This window comes from Arthrobacter sp. Soil736, assembly GCF_001428005.1.
Taxonomy (GTDB): domain Bacteria; phylum Actinomycetota; class Actinomycetes; order Actinomycetales; family Micrococcaceae; genus Arthrobacter.
Genome location: NZ_LMSB01000013.1, coordinates 102,311 through 119,925 on the forward strand (window position 1 = coordinate 102,311; position 17,615 = coordinate 119,925).

Below are 17,615 nucleotides of genomic sequence, written 5' to 3' on the forward strand. Positions count from 1 at the left end.
AAAACATGTCTATTTATCTGAACAAGGACTCCAAGGTCATCGTCCAGGGCATCACGGGCGGCGAAGGCACCAAGCACACCGCCCTCATGCTCAAGGCCGGCACCAACATCGTGGGTGGCGTCAACGCCCGCAAGGCCGGCAGCACCGTCCTGCACGGCGACAAGGAAATCACCGTCTTCGGCACCGTCAAGGAAGCCATCGCCGAGACCGGCGCCGACGTCTCCATCGTCTTCGTACCCCCGGCCTTCACCAAGAACGCCGTGGTTGAAGCCATCGAGGCAGGCATCGGCCTGGTCGTCGTCATCACCGAAGGCGTCCCGGTCCAGGACTCCGCCGAATTCTGGGCGCTGGCCCAGTCCAAGGTGGATGCTGACGGCAACCAGGTCACGCGCATCATCGGACCGAACTGCCCCGGCATCATCACCCCCGGCGAGGCCCTCGTCGGCATCACCCCGGCCAACATCACGGGCAAGGGCCCCATCGGACTGGTCTCCAAGTCCGGCACCCTGACCTACCAGATGATGTACGAACTGCGCGATCTGGGCTTCTCCACCGCCATCGGCATCGGCGGCGACCCCGTCATCGGCACCACGCACATCGACGCCCTGGCTGCCTTCGAAGCCGACCCGGAAACCAAGGCGATCGTGATGATCGGCGAAATCGGCGGCGACGCCGAAGAGCGTGCTGCCGACTTCATCAAGGCCAACGTCACCAAGCCGGTTGTCGGCTACGTGGCAGGCTTCACCGCGCCGGAAGGCAAGACCATGGGCCACGCCGGCGCCATCGTCTCCGGTTCCGCCGGTACCGCACAGGCCAAGAAGGAAGCCCTTGAGGCTGCAGGCGTGAAGGTCGGCAAGACGCCGTCCGAGACCGCCACGCTGCTGCGCGAAGTTTACGCAGCCCTCTAGGCTCCCTCAAAGCAACGCGGGGTCACTCCCGGCCCAATCCACCCCGGATTGGGTTCAGAGTGACCCCGCGTTCTTTGTTTAACCCAACTGGCTCGCAATAGGTGTCGTTTTGGACGCTCAAAACGACCACAACTGCGAGCTAGTTGGGCTACCCCTTGCGCGGAATCCGGCACGGGTCTACGCTGGTTAACAACCGATTGGTTGATCAACATACAGGTTGATTACAGTACGTTGATTACAGCAAGTTGATTTCAGCACACGAGAACGACTCCGGGGCAATGACAGTGGACACGGGCAACGACGACGACCTTCTGAACGCGGCCTTCCTGGCGCTTTCCGATCCGGTCCGGCGCCGCCTCATCTCCCGGCTCAGCCGGGGGCCCGCCACCGTCAATGAACTGGCTGAACCCTTCGCGATCACCAAGCAGGCGGTCTCGAAGCACATCCAGGTCCTCGAGCAGGCACAGCTGGTCACGCGCAGCCGCGACGCCCAGCGCCGGCCCGTCCACCTGAATCCCGCACGGCTCGAAGCGCTCACCGCGTGGATCGACCAGTACCGGCTGGTCCGCGAGGCGCAGTACCGCAGCCTCGATGCCGTACTCCGCTCCAACGCCGCCCCGGCGGCGGCAGTGAAAAGGACCGACAATGAGCAACGCGCTTAAACTCACCGTCCCCGACGGCGTCCCGTTCATCGATTTTGAGCGGGAATTCGATTTCCCGGTCGCGGATGTCTTCCGAGCCCACAAGGAGCCGGAGCTGATCACCCAGTGGCTGGGCCCGCGGAACACGAATATCGACATCGACCACTATGACTTCCGCTCCGGCGGCACCTACCTCTACAACCACACCGGTCCGGACGGCGTGACCTATGCATTCAGCGGCATCTTCCACACTGTCCGCGAGAACGACTTCGCCATCCAGACCTTCGAATTCAGCGGCTACCCGGACATCGTCAGCATCGAATTCATGACCTTCGAGGACCTGGGCGGCGGACGTTCCAAGATAAGGGGGCATTCCGTCTACCCCAGCATGGAAGCCCGCGACGGCATGGCCCAGTCCGGCATGGAAGGCGGCATGACCGAGGGCTACGAACGGCTGGACGAGCTGCTCGCCAAATGACTCCGGCGCGCCGGCCATAATTCCAAAAAGTACGACGTCGGGCGGTCACCTTCTCCGTGAAGGTGACCGCCCGGCGTCGTTCGCCCTTTCAGAACGGCTCCAAAACCGGCGGCCCCGGCAGGCCTGTACGCTGCACATGTATGTTTGATAGCATGTCAGGACAAACTATCAAAGGAGCGGAACATGCCACTGGTTCGAATCGACGTCAATGCAGGCCGCAGTCCGGAAGAGCTGGGCAGTCTAAGCCGCGGCATTCACGACGCCATCCTGGCCGAATACGGCATTCCCGAGCGCGACTACTTCCATATCCTGACCGAGCATCCCGCCGGGCAGATTGTTGCCCAGGACGCTGGCCTGGGCTTCGAGCGCACGGCCGACGTGGTCATGATCCAGATCTTCACGCAGGGCGGCCGCAGCCAGGAGGCCAAGCAGTCACTCTTCGCGGCCGTGGCGGACCGGCTCGGGCAACTCGGCGTTGCCGGCGAGAACGTCTTCATCGGCTATGTGGAAAATACGGCCGGCGACTGGTCGTTTGGCTTTGGCCGCGCGCAGTACGTCACGGGCGAGCTTGCGGTGCCCAAAAAGTAGCCTCCCGCGGGCGTGGCGCAGGCTGGTGGTCTGGGCCGGTAGAGCGGTCTAATTAGTCTTCCAACCGCACGGATGCAAGTTGTAAATATGTCAGTACAAACCTTTGACAGGACATGAATTCTAGGGCAAAGTAGTGGATGTGGTCCCGCTCACGGGGGCCGCGAGGCACCGTAGCCCTGGCCTTTCGGCTGCTTAGAGGTACAGAGTTCAAACAGAAAGGTCCACGATCACCGTGACCCACGAACTGCTCACGATCGGGCGCATCAGCGTTGATATCTACCCGAACGACATCGGGGTGGATCTGGAGGACGTCACGTCCTTCGGAAAATACCTTGGTGGATCACCTTCCAACGTGGCTGTGGCAGGCGCCCGGCACGGCCGCCGGACCGGAGTGATCACCCGCACCGGCGATGACGCCTTCGGCAAATACCTGCACCGTGAACTGCACAAGTTCAACGTGGACGATACTTTCGTTACGCCGGTGAAGGAATGGCCCACCGCGGTCACGTTCTGCGCCATCAAGCCGCCGGAAGACTTCCCGCTCTACTTCTACGGACGTTTCCCCACGGCGCCGGACCTGCAGATCAAGGCCGAAGAGCTGGATCTGGAAGCCATCCGGGACGCACGGATCTTCTGGTCCACCGTCACCGGCCTGTGCCAGGAGCCGAGCCGCGAAGCACACATCAAGGCCCACGAAGCCCGCCCGCACGCCGGCCTGAAAGAAGGCCAGTACACCATCCTTGACCTGGACTACCGCCCCATGTTTTGGGCGTCGGAAGAAGAAGCCAGGGCACAGGTCGCCAAGATCTTGCCGCATGTCACGGTGGCCATCGGCAACGACAAGGAATGTGCCGTGGCAGTGGGAGAGGGAACCCCGGACGAGCAGGCAGACCGGCTCCTGGCCGCCGGCGTCGAAATCGCGGTCGTCAAGCTGGGCCCCGAGGGTGTGATGGCCAAGACCCGCACCGAACGTGTGGTGTCCGCCCCGGTTCCGGTGGAGACGGTAAACGGCCTGGGCGCTGGTGATTCCTTCGGCGGAGCCTTCTGCCACGGACTGCTGTCCGGCTGGCCCCTCGCCCAAGTCCTGGATTACGCAAATGCCGCCGGCGCGATCGTCGCGTCCCGCCTGTCCTGCGCCGACGCCATGCCGACGCCGGAAGAGGTCACCTCTCTGCTGGCCGAACGCGGCCGCCTGGTTCCCGGCAATCGAATCCCTAACGGGCTTGCCACCGAAGGAGCAGCACTGTGACCCTCAACGTCTCCCGGACAAACCCGGGTTCCCCGAACTCCGCACCATTCACCGCGGACGGGGACGATGATCCCCGCCGCTATGAGCACCTCAGTACCATCCGCCTCGAAGACCCGGACGCCGTCGCCCGGGCAGCGAAGGCGCGGCGCCGCCACCCCGGCCTGAAGTACGGCCGGCAGAACTTCATCGTCGCCGCCGACCACCCCGCCCGCGGCGCCCTCGCCGTCGGCAACGATCCCGTGGCCATGGCGGACCGCCGGCAGCTGCTGGACCGCCTGCAGATTGCGCTGGCCAATCCGGACGTGGACGGCGTGCTCGCCTCGCCGGACATCATGGACGACCTGCTGTTGCTCGGTGCGCTCGAAGGCAAGCTGATTTTCGGTTCGATGAACCGCGGCGGACTCTCGGGCCTGGTGAACGAATTCGATGACCGCTTCACCGGCCACACCGCAGCAGCGCTGGAGGCACTGGGTGCCGATGGCGGGAAGATGCTGACGCGCATCTGCCTCGGCGATCCGGACACCGTGTCCATGCTGGAAGCGACGGCCAAGGCCATCGATTCGCTTGCCGAACGCAAGCTCATCGCCATGGTGGAACCGTTCCTCTCGGTCCGCGAGAACGGCCGGGTCCGCAATGACCTCTCCACGGATGCCGTGATCAAGTCCATCGCCATCGCCGAAGGACTGGGCTCCACGAGCGCCTACACCTGGATGAAGCTGCCCGTGGTGCCCGACATGGAACGCGTCATGGCCGCCACCACCATGCCCACCGTGCTGCTGGGCGGGGACCCTGAGGGAACCCAGGACGAGGTCTTCGCCACCTGGGAAGCCGCCCTCGCGCTTCCCGGCGTGCAGGGACTCACCGTCGGACGGACCCTGCTGTACCCGCAGGACGGCGACGTTGCCGGCGCCGTCGCCGCGGCTGCCTCCCTCCTCAAGCACACCACAGAAGTATCGGAGTAAACGATGGGAACAGGAACCCGCCGAATGACCGTGGCCCAGGCCGTGGTTGAATACCTCTCCAAGCAGTACACGGTTGACCGCATCGGCAGCGAAGACTACCGGGAACGCCTCATCCCGGGCACGTTCGGGATCTTCGGCCACGGCAATGTGGCCGGCGTCGGCCAGGCGCTGAAGCAGTACCAGGCCGCCGACCCCACGATCATGCCCTACTACCAGGGCCGCAACGAACAGGCGCAGGCGCACCAGGCCGTGGGCTACGCCCGCCACACCCGGCGCCGCCAGACGTTCGCGATCAGCACCTCGATCGGGCCCGGCTCCTCCAACCTCCTGACCGGTGCGGCACTGGCCACCACCAACCGCCTGCCGGTGCTGCTGCTGCCCAGCGACACGTTTGCCACCCGCGCCGCGGACCCGGTCCTGCAGCAGCTTGAGCAGCCCTACGCGTACGACATTACGGTCAATGACGCGTTCCGTCCGCTGTCCAAGTTCTTCGACCGGGTCTCCCGCCCGGAGCAGCTGTTCTCCGCGTTCCACCACGGCCTGCGCGTCCTCACGGATCCGGCCGAGACCGGCGCAGTGACCATCTCGCTGCCGCAGGATGTCCAGGCCGAGGCCTTCGACGTGCCCGAGGAGTTCCTGGCCGAACGCGAGTGGCGCATCCGCCGCCCCGACGCGGACGACGACGACATCCGCCGCGCCGCCGAGGCCATCCGCGCAGCGAAACGCCCGCTCATCATCGCTGGCGGCGGCGTCCTCTACGCCTACGCCAACGATGAACTGGCCAGGTTCGTGGAGCTCACCGGCATCCCGGTGGGCAACACCCAGGCCGGCGTCGGCGTCCTGCCGTGGGACCACAAATTCTCGCTCGGAGCCATCGGCTCCACGGGCACGACGGCGGCCAACGCCATCGCTGCCGAAGCGGACCTGATCATCGGGATCGGCACCCGCTACGAGGACTTCACCACCGCCTCGCGGACCGCGTTCCAGAACCCGGACGTCAAGTTCATCAACATCAACGTGGCACCCATCGATGCGTACAAGCACGGCACCTCGCTGCCGATTGTGGCCGACGCCCGCAAGGCCCTGGTCAAGCTGAACCAGGCCCTCGGCGGCTACCGCGTCGGTGCCGACCTGGAACAGCAGGTCGCCGCGGAGAAGAAGCGCTGGGACGCGACGGTGGACGAGGCGTTCGACACCCGGTTCACGCCGCTGCCGGCCCAGAACGAAATCATCGGCGCCACGAGCCGGGCCATGGACGCCCGGGACGTCGTCATCTGTGCCGCAGGCTCGCTCCCGGGCGACCTGCACAAGATGTGGCGCGTCCGTGACCCGTTCGGCTACCACGTCGAATACGCCTACTCCTGCATGGGCTACGAAATCCCCGGCGGGCTCGGCGTGAAGCGTGCGGCGCTGGCCGAGGCGGCCCGCGGTGGTGAGCAGCGCGACGTCGTCGTGATGGTGGGGGACGGCTCCTACCTGATGATGCACACCGAGCTGGTCACCGCCGTCGCCGAACGCATCAAGCTGATCGTGGTCCTGATCCAGAACCACGGCTACGCCTCCATCGGATCCCTCTCCGAAATGCTCGGTTCGCAGCGTTTCGGCACCCAGTACCGGGCCCTGAACGAGGAGCAGCACAGCTTCGACGAAGGCGAAACCCTCCCGGTGGACCTGGCCCTGAACGCCGAAAGCCTCGGCGTGAAGGTGATCCGGATCGAACCGGGGGAGAAGGTCATCGCCGAACTGGAGCAGGCCATCCGCGACGCCAAGGCAGCCCCGGAACGCGGCGGCCCCATCCTGATCCACCTCGAATCGGATCCGCTGCTGGACGCCCCCAGCTCCGAATCCTGGTGGGACGTGCCCGTCTCCCAGGTTTCCGACCTCGACTCCACCCAGCAGGCCTTCGAGACCTACACCGACCACAAGAACCGCCAGCGCAAGCTGCTGGGCTGAACCCCTTAGCGAACAACAGCACCCTTCGACCACTCAAGGAAGAGTCCCATGACTGCCATTACTGACCAAAGCACCACCACGATCAACCACTTCATCAACGGCGCCGAGACCGCCGGCGAAGGCACGCGCACCCAGCCCGTCTACAACCCCGCCACCGGCGCGGTGTCCGCAGAGCTGCGGCTGGCCAACCGCGCGGACCTGGATGCCACCGTGGCGGCGGCCCGGGCCGCCGCCGACAGCTGGGGCGACATCTCCCTGGCCAAGCGCACCGCCGTGCTCTTCAAGTTCCGCGAACTCGTCGCGTCCCACGTGGACGAGCTCGCCGAACTGATCACCGCCGAGCACGGCAAGGTCCTCTCTGACGCCAAGGGCGAGATCGGCCGCGGCCTCGAGGTCGTGGAGTTCGCCTGCGGCATCCCGCAGCTGCTCAAGGGCGACTACTCGGACCAGGTCTCCACCGGCATCGACGTCTTCTCCTTCCGCGAGCCGCTCGGCGTCGTCGCCGGCATCACCCCGTTCAACTTCCCCGTGATGGTGCCGCTGTGGATGGCGCCGATGGCCATCGCCACCGGCAACGCCTTCATCCTCAAGCCCTCCGAGCGCGACCCCTCCGCCTCGATGCTGCTGGCCAAGCTCTGGAAGCAGGCCGGCCTGCCCGACGGCGTCTTCCAGGTCCTGCACGGCGACAAGGAAACCGTGGACGGCCTCCTGACCCACCCGGACGTGGACGGCATCTCGTTCGTCGGCTCCACCCCGATCGCCCAGTACGTCCACGAGACCGCCACCAAGCACGGCAAGCGCGTCCAGGCACTCGGCGGGGCCAAGAACCACGCCATCGTGATGCCCGACGCCGACCTCGACAACGCCGCCGACCACCTCGCCGCCGCCGCCTTCGGCTCCGCCGGCGAACGCTGCATGGCCATCTCCGTCGCCGTCGCCGTCGGCGACGCCGCCGAACTGCTGGTCAAGAAGGTCGAGGAGCGCGCCCTCGCCGTCAAGGTCAACAACGGCACCGCCCCCGGCGCCGAAATGGGCCCGGTCATCACCCCGGCGTCCAAGGAACGCATCGTCAGGATCGTCACCGAAGCCGAAGCCGCCGGCGCCGCCATGGTGGTGGACGGCCGCGACCTCGTGGTCCCCGGCCACGAAGAAGGCTTCTGGGTCGGCCCGACCGTCCTGGACCACGTCAAGACCGAAATGACCGCCTACACCGAGGAGATCTTCGGACCGGTCCTCGTGGTGGTCCGCGTCGATGACCTCGACGCCGGCATCAAGCTCATCAACTCCAACCCCTACGGCAACGGCACCGCCATCTTCACCTCCTCCGGCGCCAACGCCCGCAAATTCCAGCGCTCGGTGACCGTGGGCATGATCGGCATCAACGTGCCGCTGCCCGTACCGGTTGCCTACCACTCCTTCGGGGGCTGGAAGGCATCGCTCTTCGGCGACAAGCACATCTACGGCCCCGAAGGCGTTTCCTTCTACACCCGCGGCAAAGTCGTCACGTCACGCTGGCCCGAGCCCACCCACGCCTCCGGTGCCTCCTACAACTTCCCGTCCAACTAGAACCCAACAACCATGATCGATTGCTCCGCAACCGCCGTTTTGAGCGTCCAGAACGGCACCTGCGGAGCAATCGATGAGAAGGAATGGAAATGGCAGAGAATAAGCTGATCATCGGCACGGCGCCGGACTCCTGGGGCGTCTGGTTCGCGGATGACCCCAAGCAGACGCCGTGGGAGCGGTTCCTCGACGAAGTGGCCGAATCCGGTTACAAATGGATCGAACTGGGCCCCTACGGCTACTTGCCGAACGACCCCAGCCGGCTGGCCGACGAGCTCAAGGCCCGCGACCTGAAGGTCACCGCAGGAACGGTGTTCACCGCGTTCCACCGCGGCCTGGACCAGTGGGAGACGGCCTGGGAGCCGGCCCGCAAGGTCGCGGAGCTCACGGCGGCCATGGGCGGCGAGCACATCGTGGTCATCCCGGCCATGTGGCGCGATGACGTCACCGGCGAAGCGGTGGAAAGCGGCCAGCTCACGGAGAAGGCCTGGAGCGACCTGTTCGCCGGCCACAACCGCCTGGGCAAGACCCTGATGGAGGACTTCGGCCTGAAGCAGCAGTTCCACTCGCACGCCGATTCCCACGTCGGAGCCCAGGAAGACATCGAAACCCTCCTGGCCGCCACGGATCCGAAATACCTGAACCTGTGCCTGGACACCGGCCACGCCGAATACTGCGGAGCCTCCAGCCTGGAGCTGATCAAGAACTACCCGGACCGCATCGGCTACCTGCACCTGAAGCAGATCAACCCGGACATCCTCAAGAAGGTCAACGAGGAAAACATGACCTGGGCCGCGGCCAACCTTGCCGGCGTCATGACCGAACCGCCGAACGGGCTGCCTGACCTCCGCGCCGTCATCGAAGCCGTGGAGGCACTGAACCGCCCCATCTTCGGCATCGTGGAACAGGACATGTACCCGGTGGCCTTCGACGTTCCCATGCCGATCGCCAAGCGCACCCGCAACTACCTGCTGTCCTGCGGTTCCCGCACCGCCGTCAACTAACTGCCGCCCGGGCACCCGAAACGTAAGGAAATAACAATGACTGAAACCCTTCGCGTCGCCGTCATCGGCGCCGGCCGCATGGGCGCGGACCACATCCAGCGGCTCAGCAAGCGCATCCACGGCGCTGAAGTCGCCGCCGTCGTCGACGTCGACCTCGCCCGTGCGCAGGCCGCCATCGAAGGCATCCCGGGCGCAGTGGCGCTGGCCGATGCCGAAGAGGCCCTCAACAACGGCGACGTCAACGCCGTCCTGATCGCCACGCCCGGTTTCCTGCACGAGGACATCCTGCTCAAGGCGATCGCGAAGGACATCCCCATCCTGTGCGAGAAGCCGCTCACCCCGGACGCAGAGTCGTCCTGGAAGATCGTCCAGGCCGAGGAGAAACTGGGCCGCAAGCGCATCCAGGTGGGCTTCATGCGCCGCTTCGACGCCGAATACGCCGCCCTCGGCTCCATGATCCGCAGCGGCGAGCTCGGCGAACTGCTGATGCTCCACCACCAGCACCGCAACCCGACCACCCCCGCGGGTTTCACCAACGAGATGCTGATCAACGACTCGGTGGTGCACGAGTTCGATGCCATCCGCTTCTTCACCGGCGAGGAAATCACCAGCGTCCAGGTCCGCCTGGGCAAGGCGACGAGGAACGCCCCGGCCGGCCAGCACGATCCCCAGCACGTCCTGATCGAGACCGAGTCCGGTGTCCTGGCCGACGTCGAGATCTATGTCAACGCCAAGTTCGGCTACGAGGTGGGCACGCAGGCCTCGTTCGAAGACGGCATCGTGAACATCGGCGGCGACAAGGGTCCGTACACCCGCAGCGCCGGCCGCTGGGGCGGCAACGTCACCCCCGGCTTCGAAGAGCGCTTCGGCGCGGCGTACGACGTCGAAATCCAGGCCTGGGTGGACGCTGCCCTCCGCGGTGAGATCGGCGGCCCCACCGCCTGGGACGGCTACGCCACCGCTGCTTGCTGCGAGGCCGGTGTTGAGGCGCAGAAGAACGGCGAAAAGGTCGCCGTAAAGCTGAACTCCAAGCCCGCCCTCTACAGCTGAGAACGACGGGAAGGGGCCGGTCCTGGCCGGGCCCTTCCCCTCATTCCGGTCCTTTTGCACAAACTGACTGATCCACAATGGAGTGCCCCGTGAAAATTGCCCTCGATCCCACGCCCTTCCACCACAGCCACAGCCTGCTGGAATTCCCCAAGGTGGTGGCGGACCTCGGCTACAAGTACATGCAGATGACGCCGCACGCCGATTTCATCCCGTTCTACAACCACCCGAAGGCCGACGACGAGCTCGTGGGCCAGCTGAAGAAGTCCTGCCGGGATGCCGGGATCGAAATTGCCTCAGTCCTGCCGGTGCTGCGCTGGTCCGGTCCGGACGAGGACGCCCGCGAGGCGGCCGTCCGCTACTGGAAGCGCGCCATCCAGATCACGGTGGACCTGGGCGTGGGCACCATGAACACGGAATTCAGCGGCCGCCCGGAAAAGGCGGAGGAATCCGAGCGCGCCTTCTACCGCTCCATGGAAGAGCTGCTGCCCACCATCGAGCGCGAAGGGATCGACCTGCTGATCGATCCGCACCCCGACGACTTCGTGGAAGAGGGCCTTGCCGCCATCCGCGTCATCCGGGGCCTGAACTCCAAGAACGTGGGCCTCGTCTACGTGGCCTCGCACAGCTTCCACATGAAGAACGCGCCGCTGGACATCATGCGCGCTGCGGGGGACAAGCTCCGCCTGGTCCACGTCGCGGACACCATGGACCACCATGCCTCGCACGGCCTGCGCTACATCACCAACCCGCCGGGCAATCCCGTGCGCGTGCACCAGCACCTGAAGATCGGCGACGGCGACGTCAACTGGGACGAGTTCTTCGGCGGCCTGAAGGAGATCGGCTTCCTCGACAGGGACAACTCCGTCATGGTGTCCAGCGTCTTTGCGGAAGACGACAACGCCCAGGACGTCTCGAAGTATCAGCTGGAGGCGATGAAGCAGTACGTGCAGAAGGTCAGTGTATGAGGCAACAGGAAGACACCCTCGTAAGCCCTTCGACGACGGGGTCCCCGGTACGGGCGGCCGCTGCCGCCAATCCCAAGGGGTTCTTGCGGCGGGTTGCCCTGTTCTCCACTTTTGGCGGACTGCTGTTCGGCTATGACACCGGCGTGATCAACGGTGCGCTGCCGTTCATGCAGCGCGACCTTGGGCTGACGCCGCTGACGGAAGGGCTGGTCACGTCCACCCTGCTGTTCGGCGCGGCGTTCGGAGCCATCACGGCCGGCCGGCTGTCGGACCGTTTCGGCCGGCGCAGGACCATCATGGGGCTCGCCCTGATCTTCGCCGTGGCCACAGTCGCCTGTTCCATTGCGCCCACCACGGAACTGCTCATCGCTGCCCGCACGCTCCTTGGCCTGGCGGTCGGCGGGGCATCGGTGATCGTCCCCGTGTACCTTGCGGAAATGTCGCCGGCGGCCCAGCGCGGGCGGATCGTCACGCAGAACGAGCTGATGATCGTCACGGGCCAGTTCCTGGCGTTCACGTTCAACGCCGTGCTGGGCAACGCCTTCCCGGAGGCCTCCCACGTGTGGCGGTGGATGCTGGTCATCGCCACCCTGCCGGCAGTCGTGCTCTGGTTCGGAATGCTGGTCCTGCCCGAGAGCCCGCGCTGGCTCGCGTCGGCAGGACGCTTCGGCGAGGTCCTGGACGTGCTGCGGAAGACCCGCGCGTCGGAGGACATTTCAACCGAGTTCGACGAGGTGCGGCAGGCCGCCAAGGAAGACTACCAATCCAAGCTCGGAACCTTCCGGGACCTCACCGTTCCCTGGATCCGCCGGATATTCGTTGTTGGCCTGGGCATGGCCATCATCAACCAGATCAGCGGCGTCAACGCGATCATGTACTACGGTACGTCCATCCTCTCCAGCTCCGGCTTCGGGGACCAGGGCGCCCTGCTCGCCAATGTCGTCAACGGCGTCACCTCCGTGGTCGCCGTCATCGTCGGCATGTCCCTGATGACCCGGGTGCCCCGGAAGTCGATGCTGATGGTGGGCCTGGGCGGTACGGCGTCCTCGCTGCTGGCCATCGGCCTGATTTCGATGCTCGTCCCGGAAGGCACTTTCCGCGGCTACCTCGTGCTGCTGTTCATGGTGACGTTCCTGGCGTCCATGCAGTCCTGCATCGGCACGGTGACGTGGCTGACGATGTCCGAAATCTTCCCGCTGCACGTCCGGGGGATCGGCATGGGCATCTGCGTGTTCGTGCTGTGGATGATCAACTTCCTGATCGGCTTTTTCTTCCCGCAGATGGTCGCCTGGATTGGCGTTTCAGCCACGTTCTTCATCTTCGTCGCCATCCAGCTGGCGGCCATCGTCTGGGTGAAGCGCGTGGTGCCGGAAACCCGGGGCAAGAGCCTCGAGGACCTGGAGCATTACTTCAAGCAGCTCGCCGCGAAGTAGCCCCGCCCGCATTTAAGCCCCGCCCCGCATCACCCAACTGACTCGCATTAGGGGTCGTTATGAGCCCTCATAACGACCCCTAATGCGAGTCAGTTGGGTTGTCATGGGGCGGGGCTTTTTGGGCTGTCCACTTTTTAGCTGTCCAGGCGGTGACCCGTTAGAGGCGGGCGTGCAGCCGGGGGAGGGCGTCCACAAGCGGGGCCAGCTCGGGGACTTCCTGGGCCTCGGCCAGGGTCCGCTCCAGCGTTGCGTCGTGGACCGGACGGGCCTCCTCCAGCAGCTTGATCCCGCTTTCCGTGAGTTCGGTGTAGATGCCGCGGCGGTCGTCGGCGCACAGGATGCGCGTCAGCAGCCCGCGGTCCTCCAGCCGGTTCACCAGCCGCGTGGTGGCACTCGCGCTCAGCGCGGTTGCCCGTGCCAGCTGCTGCATGCGCATGTGCCAGCCGTCCTGCCGGCTGAGCGCATCCAGCACGGTGTACTCCACGACGGACAGCTGCGCCCCGGCCTGCAGCGAGCGTTCGAGTTCCGCCTCGATCAGCCCGTGCAGCGCCGCAAGGGTCCGCCAGCCCTGCGCGCGCACTTCCACGGCGTCGTCCTTGATGCCCATCGTTCTTCCTCCTTCAGCATGCCCGGCATTTGAAACGGGGCAGCTTAAATAATTAGTTGCTTGCGCGTGGTATCTGCTTGTGCAACAATAAATAACGCGTCTGCAACTACTAGCGTACGCGCCCCACCCCATTCCGTACAGTTTCCTAAGGAGCTCCTCCATGCCTATTGGCCTGATTGCCCTCGCCCTCGGCGGGTTCGGCATCGGACTCACCGAGTTCGTCATCATGGGCCTGCTGCCCGACGTGGCCGCGGACTTCCGCGTCAGCGAGGCCTCGGCGGGCTGGCTGATCTCCGGCTACGCGCTCGCCGTCGTGGTCGGAGCACTGGGGCTGACCGCCGCGGTGACCCGTTTCGAGCGGAAACCCGTGCTGGCCGTCCTGCTCGTTCTGTTCATCGCCGGCAACCTCATCTCCGCCGCGGCCCCCGACTACTGGACCATGATGATCGGCCGCATCGTGGCCGCCCTGGCGCACGGCGCCTTCTTCGGCATCGGCGCGGTTGTGGCCGCCGGCATGGTGGCCCCCACCAAGAAGGCCGGAGCCATCGCCATCATGTTCACCGGCCTGACCGCCGCCAATGTGCTGGGCGTTCCCTTCGGCACCATGCTGGGCCAGGCAGCCGGCTGGCGCTCCACGTTCTGGGCCATCACAGGCATCGGCGTACTGGCCCTTGCCGGCATCCTGACCCTCGTGCCGAAGGCCGGCCACGGCGACACTGCGCCCGGCGGTTTGCGGAGCGAACTGCGGGCGTTCCGCTCAGGCCAGGTCTGGCTGTCCATCCTGGTGACCATCCTTGGCTACGGCGGCATGTTCGGCGCCTTCACCTACATCGCCTTCACCCTCACCGAGATCTCCGGATTCTCCGCCTCCACCGTCCCCTGGCTGCTGATCGTGTTCGGCGTAGGACTCTTCATCGGCAACACGCTCGGCGGCAAGGCCGCCGACCGGAACGTCGACCGCACCCTTCTCGTCGTCCTGTCGGTCCTCGTGCTGGTCCTCGTGGCCTTCGCCCTGGCGGCCGCCAACCAGCCCCTCACCATTGCTTCCATGGTGCTGATGGGCGGCTTCGGCTTCGCCACCGTGCCGGGCCTGCAGATGCGGGTCATGAAATACGCCGACGGCGCCCCCACCCTCGCGTCCGGCGCCAACATCGGCGCGTTCAACGTGGGCAACGCCCTGGGCGCCTGGCTGGGCGGCGTCACCATCACCGCCGGCCTCGGCTACACCTCGCCCATCTGGGCCGGGGCCGGCATCACCCTGCTGGGCCTGGCCGTCATGGCCTTCGCCGCGGCCAAGGCCCGCGCCGCCGCTCCACGCTCCACCAACGCTCCCGCAGATTCCGTCGGCTCGGACGCCCACGCTCCCGCACTGCCGGCCGTCCGCTGATCCAGCCAAACACCACAACAGGAGAGGCCTTCCATGAACACCAGCCACACCGCCGCCCCGATCCCCGCCGTCACGCTCAACAACGGCGTCAGGATGCCCCAGCTCGGCTTCGGCGTCTTCCAGGTGTCCGACGACGACACCACCGCCGCGGTCAGCGCAGCCCTTGCCGCCGGTTACCGGAGCATCGATACCGCCGCCATCTACGGGAACGAGGCGGGAACCGGACGGGCCCTGGCAGAGTCCGGGATAGCCCGCGAGGAACTGTTCGTGACGTCCAAGGTGTGGGTTGCCGACCTCGGCTATGACGCCACCCTTGCCGCCTACGAATCGAGCCTGGACAAGCTCGGCCTGGATTACCTGGACCTCTACCTCATTCACTGGCCGGCCCCGGCCACGGACGGCTACCTCGAATCCTGGCGGGCCCTGGAAAAGCTGCTCCAGGACGGCCGGGTCAGGGCGATCGGCGTCTCCAACTTCCTGCCGGAGCACCTGGAGAAACTGGTCGGCCTGGGCGGAACCGTCCCGGCGGTCAACCAGGTGGAGCTGCATCCGGCGCTCCAGCAGCGGGACGTCGCCGGGCCCAACGCGGCCCACGGCGTTGCCACGGAGGCGTGGAGTCCGCTGGCGCAGGGTGCCGTGCTGGGGGAGCCGGCCGTCACCGCAATCGCCGCGGAACACGGTGTGTCGCCCGCGCAGGTGATCCTCCGCTGGCACCTGCAGCAGGGCCGCATCATCATCCCGAAGTCAGTCACTCCGGCGCGGATCCGCGAGAACCTGGACGTGTTCGGCTTTGAGCTGGCGGACACCGAGCTGGCGGCCATCGATGCCCTCGAGCGCGACGGCCGGACCGGCCCGCACCCGGCTGAATTCAACGGGTAAGCGGGACGCTACGCTTCGAACGGCAGCCGGGGATCCACGTCCTGGCCTTCCCAGCTCTGGCGGACCCACCCGTGGTGGGGGTCGTCGCTGATGAGCCAGTCGCGGACGCGGCCGGGCCCGGCCATGACATTGAGGTAGTACAAGTCGTAGCCGGGCGCGGCCATCGCCGGACCGTGCCAGCCGTAGGGGACCAGGACGACGTCGCCGGTGCGGACCTCGGCGGCGACATCGATGGGGCGCTCGTCCGAGGCGTAGACCCGCTGGTAGCCGATTGCGTCAGCGTCCTCCCCGGGGCCGGCAATGCCGGGAAGATCGGCCACGCGCGTCTCGAAGTAGTAGATCTCCTCGAGGCGCGTCTCGCCTTCCTTCTCCTCGTCGTGCTTGTGGGGAGGGTAGGAAGACCAGTTGCCGGCGGGGGTGATCACCTCGCACACAATGAAGCGGTCCGCCTCCAGTGCCGCCGGTGTGCCAAAGTTGTGGACCTGGCGCGAGCAGTTTCCGGCGCCGCGCAGCTCCACGGGGGTCTCCGCCGCGGTGATCAGGCGGGTGGGGTACTGGACCTTCGCGGGCGCCGTGGCGACGGCGACCCGGCCGCCGTCGGACGAGCTGACCGTGACTGCCTTTTCCGTTCCGGAATACAGCACATCGGTGGGGCCGCCGAAGACACCGGCGCGGCCGGCCAGCTGGTACTTCTCACCGTCCACGCTCACCGTGAAGGCTCCGCTGAGCGGAATCACGATCCGTTCCTCGGCCGCGGCGGGGAGTTCGACGGCGGCACCCGGGGCCAGCGTTGCCACCTTCAGTCCCGTATGTGCCCAACCGTCCACGCGGAGTGAGGAGTCCGACGTCCCCAGCGAAACGTCCCAGCAGCCTTCGGCTGCGCTGCCCAGCGGATATACCCAATCGGCCATGAATGTGTTCTCTTTCAGATCGTGTCGGTTGCGCGCCCTGTGCCCAGCGCTGGATGTGCTTAACGCTGGATGCGTTTAACGCTGGACAAGGGTCATTTCAAAGCTGTACGAATCGGCGCGGTACACATGGTGGCCCGTCTCGACGTTCCTGCCGGTGTCGTCCACGGCGGTGCGCTCCATGGTGACCAGCGCGGAGCCGGGCTCGGCTTCGAGGAGCGGGGCCTGGTATTCGTTGGCCACCATCGCCCCGATCCGCTGCGTGGCCAGCCGGAAGTTGACCCCGCCGCTGCGAAGAATCCCGTAGAGGCCCTGGGAACCGAGCAGCTCCTCGTCGATATGCGTGATGTCATCGCGGACCCAGTTCTCCATGAGGGCCAGGGGCTTGCCGCCGACCTTACGCAGACGGGTGAAGTGGTAGACCTTCGCGCCTGCCGGGAGGTGCAGCGCCTTCCGCGTGGCGTCGTCGGCTTCGACATGCGCGAACGTCAGGACCTCGGTGGTGGGCTTGCTGCCGTTGTTGGTGAGGTCGTCGTAGAGGCTGGACAGCTCCAGGGGGCGGCGGACCTGGCTCGAAACCACCTGGGTGCCCACACCGCGTTTGCGGACCAGCAGCCCGGAGCGGACCAGCTCGTCCATGGCCTTACGCATGGTTGGCCGGGAGAGGTTCAGCTGGGCGGCGAGGTCGATTTCGTTCTCCAGCCGGCTGCCCGGCTCCAGGAGCCCGGTGTGGATTGCGGCCTCGATGCCCTGGACCACCTGGTGGTACAGCGGCACCGGCGACGACCTGTCGATGCTGAGTTGAAGTTGGTTCGCCATTGAGTGCTCCCTTAGTGGTGCGGGCCGTCCTGCGTCCAGGAATTCGTATGTCCGGTGCATGTTCGCTTGATAGGACATACTGCCTTTCTGATAATAGCAGTGACCCGCGGGCGGTCAAGGGGTCGACGAGACTCACCAATAGTGCTCGCGAAACGGGGTGCATGCCTCATTTGAGAAACGCTCGCGAAATCACGGGCCGCTACGGGCACGGCGGTGACGAT

The 17,615-nt window shown here is 66.0% G+C and carries 17 protein-coding genes; 14 read left to right on the plus strand and 3 right to left on the minus strand.

The annotated features are described in order from the left end of the window. Nucleotides 1–5 precede the first annotated feature (5 nt). From sucD to ASG92_RS10605, 12 genes are all read left to right on the plus strand, one after another. Nucleotides 6–908, plus strand: a complete 903-nt coding sequence (sucD, locus tag ASG92_RS10550; protein WP_056627657.1) for a succinate--CoA ligase subunit alpha — start codon at nucleotides 6–8, stop codon at nucleotides 906–908. Nucleotides 909–1,186: 278 nt separating this feature from the next. Beyond that, nucleotides 1,187–1,570, plus strand: coding sequence for a metalloregulator ArsR/SmtB family transcription factor (locus tag ASG92_RS10555; protein WP_056627659.1), 384 nt, complete (start codon nucleotides 1,187–1,189; stop codon nucleotides 1,568–1,570). Continuing rightward, a complete protein-coding gene (locus tag ASG92_RS10560; RefSeq protein ID WP_056627662.1) occupies nucleotides 1,554–2,027 on the plus strand; it encodes an SRPBCC family protein in 474 nt (157 codons plus the stop codon). The genes ASG92_RS10555 and ASG92_RS10560 overlap by 17 nt, the downstream gene beginning before the upstream one ends. 183 nt (nucleotides 2,028–2,210) lie before the next feature. Next, nucleotides 2,211–2,615: a tautomerase family protein gene (locus tag ASG92_RS10565; RefSeq protein WP_056627664.1), complete on the plus strand. Its 405-nt coding sequence runs from the start codon at nucleotides 2,211–2,213 to the stop codon at nucleotides 2,613–2,615. 232 nt (nucleotides 2,616–2,847) lie between these two features. Then, on the plus strand, nucleotides 2,848–3,864 hold the full coding sequence (gene iolC, locus ASG92_RS10570) for a 5-dehydro-2-deoxygluconokinase (protein WP_056627666.1): 1,017 nt from the start codon (nucleotides 2,848–2,850) through the stop codon (nucleotides 3,862–3,864). Nucleotides 3,865–3,962: 98 nt separating this feature from the next. Next, a complete protein-coding gene (locus ASG92_RS10575; protein ID WP_157372177.1) occupies nucleotides 3,963–4,826 on the plus strand; it encodes a deoxyribose-phosphate aldolase in 864 nt (287 codons plus the stop codon). Between the two features lie 3 nt (nucleotides 4,827–4,829). Continuing rightward, entirely contained in the window at nucleotides 4,830–6,779 is a 1,950-nt protein-coding gene (gene iolD, locus ASG92_RS10580; protein ID WP_200951943.1) for a 3D-(3,5/4)-trihydroxycyclohexane-1,2-dione acylhydrolase (decyclizing), read from the plus strand. Nucleotides 6,780–6,827: 48 nt separating this feature from the next. After that, nucleotides 6,828–8,345, plus strand: coding sequence for a CoA-acylating methylmalonate-semialdehyde dehydrogenase (locus tag ASG92_RS10585; protein WP_056627672.1), 1,518 nt, complete (start codon nucleotides 6,828–6,830; stop codon nucleotides 8,343–8,345). Between the two features lie 89 nt (nucleotides 8,346–8,434). Continuing rightward, the gene (locus ASG92_RS10590; protein WP_056627675.1) at nucleotides 8,435–9,346 is read left to right on the plus strand and encodes a sugar phosphate isomerase/epimerase; all 912 of its coding nucleotides are present in this window, start codon (nucleotides 8,435–8,437) and stop codon (nucleotides 9,344–9,346) included. 36 nt (nucleotides 9,347–9,382) lie between these two features. Next, nucleotides 9,383–10,396 (plus strand): Gfo/Idh/MocA family oxidoreductase, encoded by a 1,014-nt coding sequence (locus ASG92_RS10595; protein WP_056627678.1) that lies wholly within the window; start codon nucleotides 9,383–9,385, stop codon nucleotides 10,394–10,396. Nucleotides 10,397–10,485: 89 nt separating this feature from the next. Further along, nucleotides 10,486–11,361, plus strand: coding sequence for a sugar phosphate isomerase/epimerase family protein (locus ASG92_RS10600; protein WP_056627681.1), 876 nt, complete (start codon nucleotides 10,486–10,488; stop codon nucleotides 11,359–11,361). Beyond that, nucleotides 11,358–12,794 carry a sugar porter family MFS transporter gene (locus ASG92_RS10605; protein WP_056627684.1) on the plus strand — a complete coding sequence of 479 codons (1,437 nt, stop codon included), beginning with the start codon at nucleotides 11,358–11,360 and terminating at the stop codon, nucleotides 12,792–12,794. Before ASG92_RS10600 ends, ASG92_RS10605 begins: the two co-directional genes overlap by 4 nt. Nucleotides 12,795–12,951: 157 nt before the next feature. On the opposite strand, the gene ASG92_RS10610 is transcribed toward ASG92_RS10605, so the two are convergent. Next, entirely contained in the window at nucleotides 12,952–13,401 is a 450-nt protein-coding gene (locus tag ASG92_RS10610) for a MarR family transcriptional regulator (RefSeq protein ID WP_056627687.1), read from the minus strand. Nucleotides 13,402–13,561: 160 nt separating this feature from the next. Between ASG92_RS10610 and ASG92_RS10615 the strand changes: the two genes are divergently transcribed. Further along, a complete protein-coding gene (locus ASG92_RS10615) occupies nucleotides 13,562–14,788 on the plus strand; it encodes an MFS transporter (protein WP_056627693.1) in 1,227 nt (408 codons plus the stop codon). Between the two features lie 33 nt (nucleotides 14,789–14,821). Continuing rightward, nucleotides 14,822–15,667 carry an aldo/keto reductase gene (locus ASG92_RS10620; RefSeq protein WP_056627697.1) on the plus strand — a complete coding sequence of 282 codons (846 nt, stop codon included), beginning with the start codon at nucleotides 14,822–14,824 and terminating at the stop codon, nucleotides 15,665–15,667. Nucleotides 15,668–15,675: 8 nt separating this feature from the next. Here the strand turns inward: ASG92_RS10620 and iolB are convergent, their stop codons facing one another. Together iolB and ASG92_RS10630 are read right to left on the minus strand one after the other, a co-directional pair. Next, nucleotides 15,676–16,578, minus strand: a complete 903-nt coding sequence (gene iolB / locus ASG92_RS10625; RefSeq protein WP_056627700.1) for a 5-deoxy-glucuronate isomerase — start codon at nucleotides 16,576–16,578, stop codon at nucleotides 15,676–15,678. Nucleotides 16,579–16,653: 75 nt separating this feature from the next. Then, nucleotides 16,654–17,394, minus strand: a complete 741-nt coding sequence (locus tag ASG92_RS10630) for a GntR family transcriptional regulator (RefSeq protein ID WP_056627703.1) — start codon at nucleotides 17,392–17,394, stop codon at nucleotides 16,654–16,656. Nucleotides 17,395–17,615: the final 221 nt, after the last annotated feature.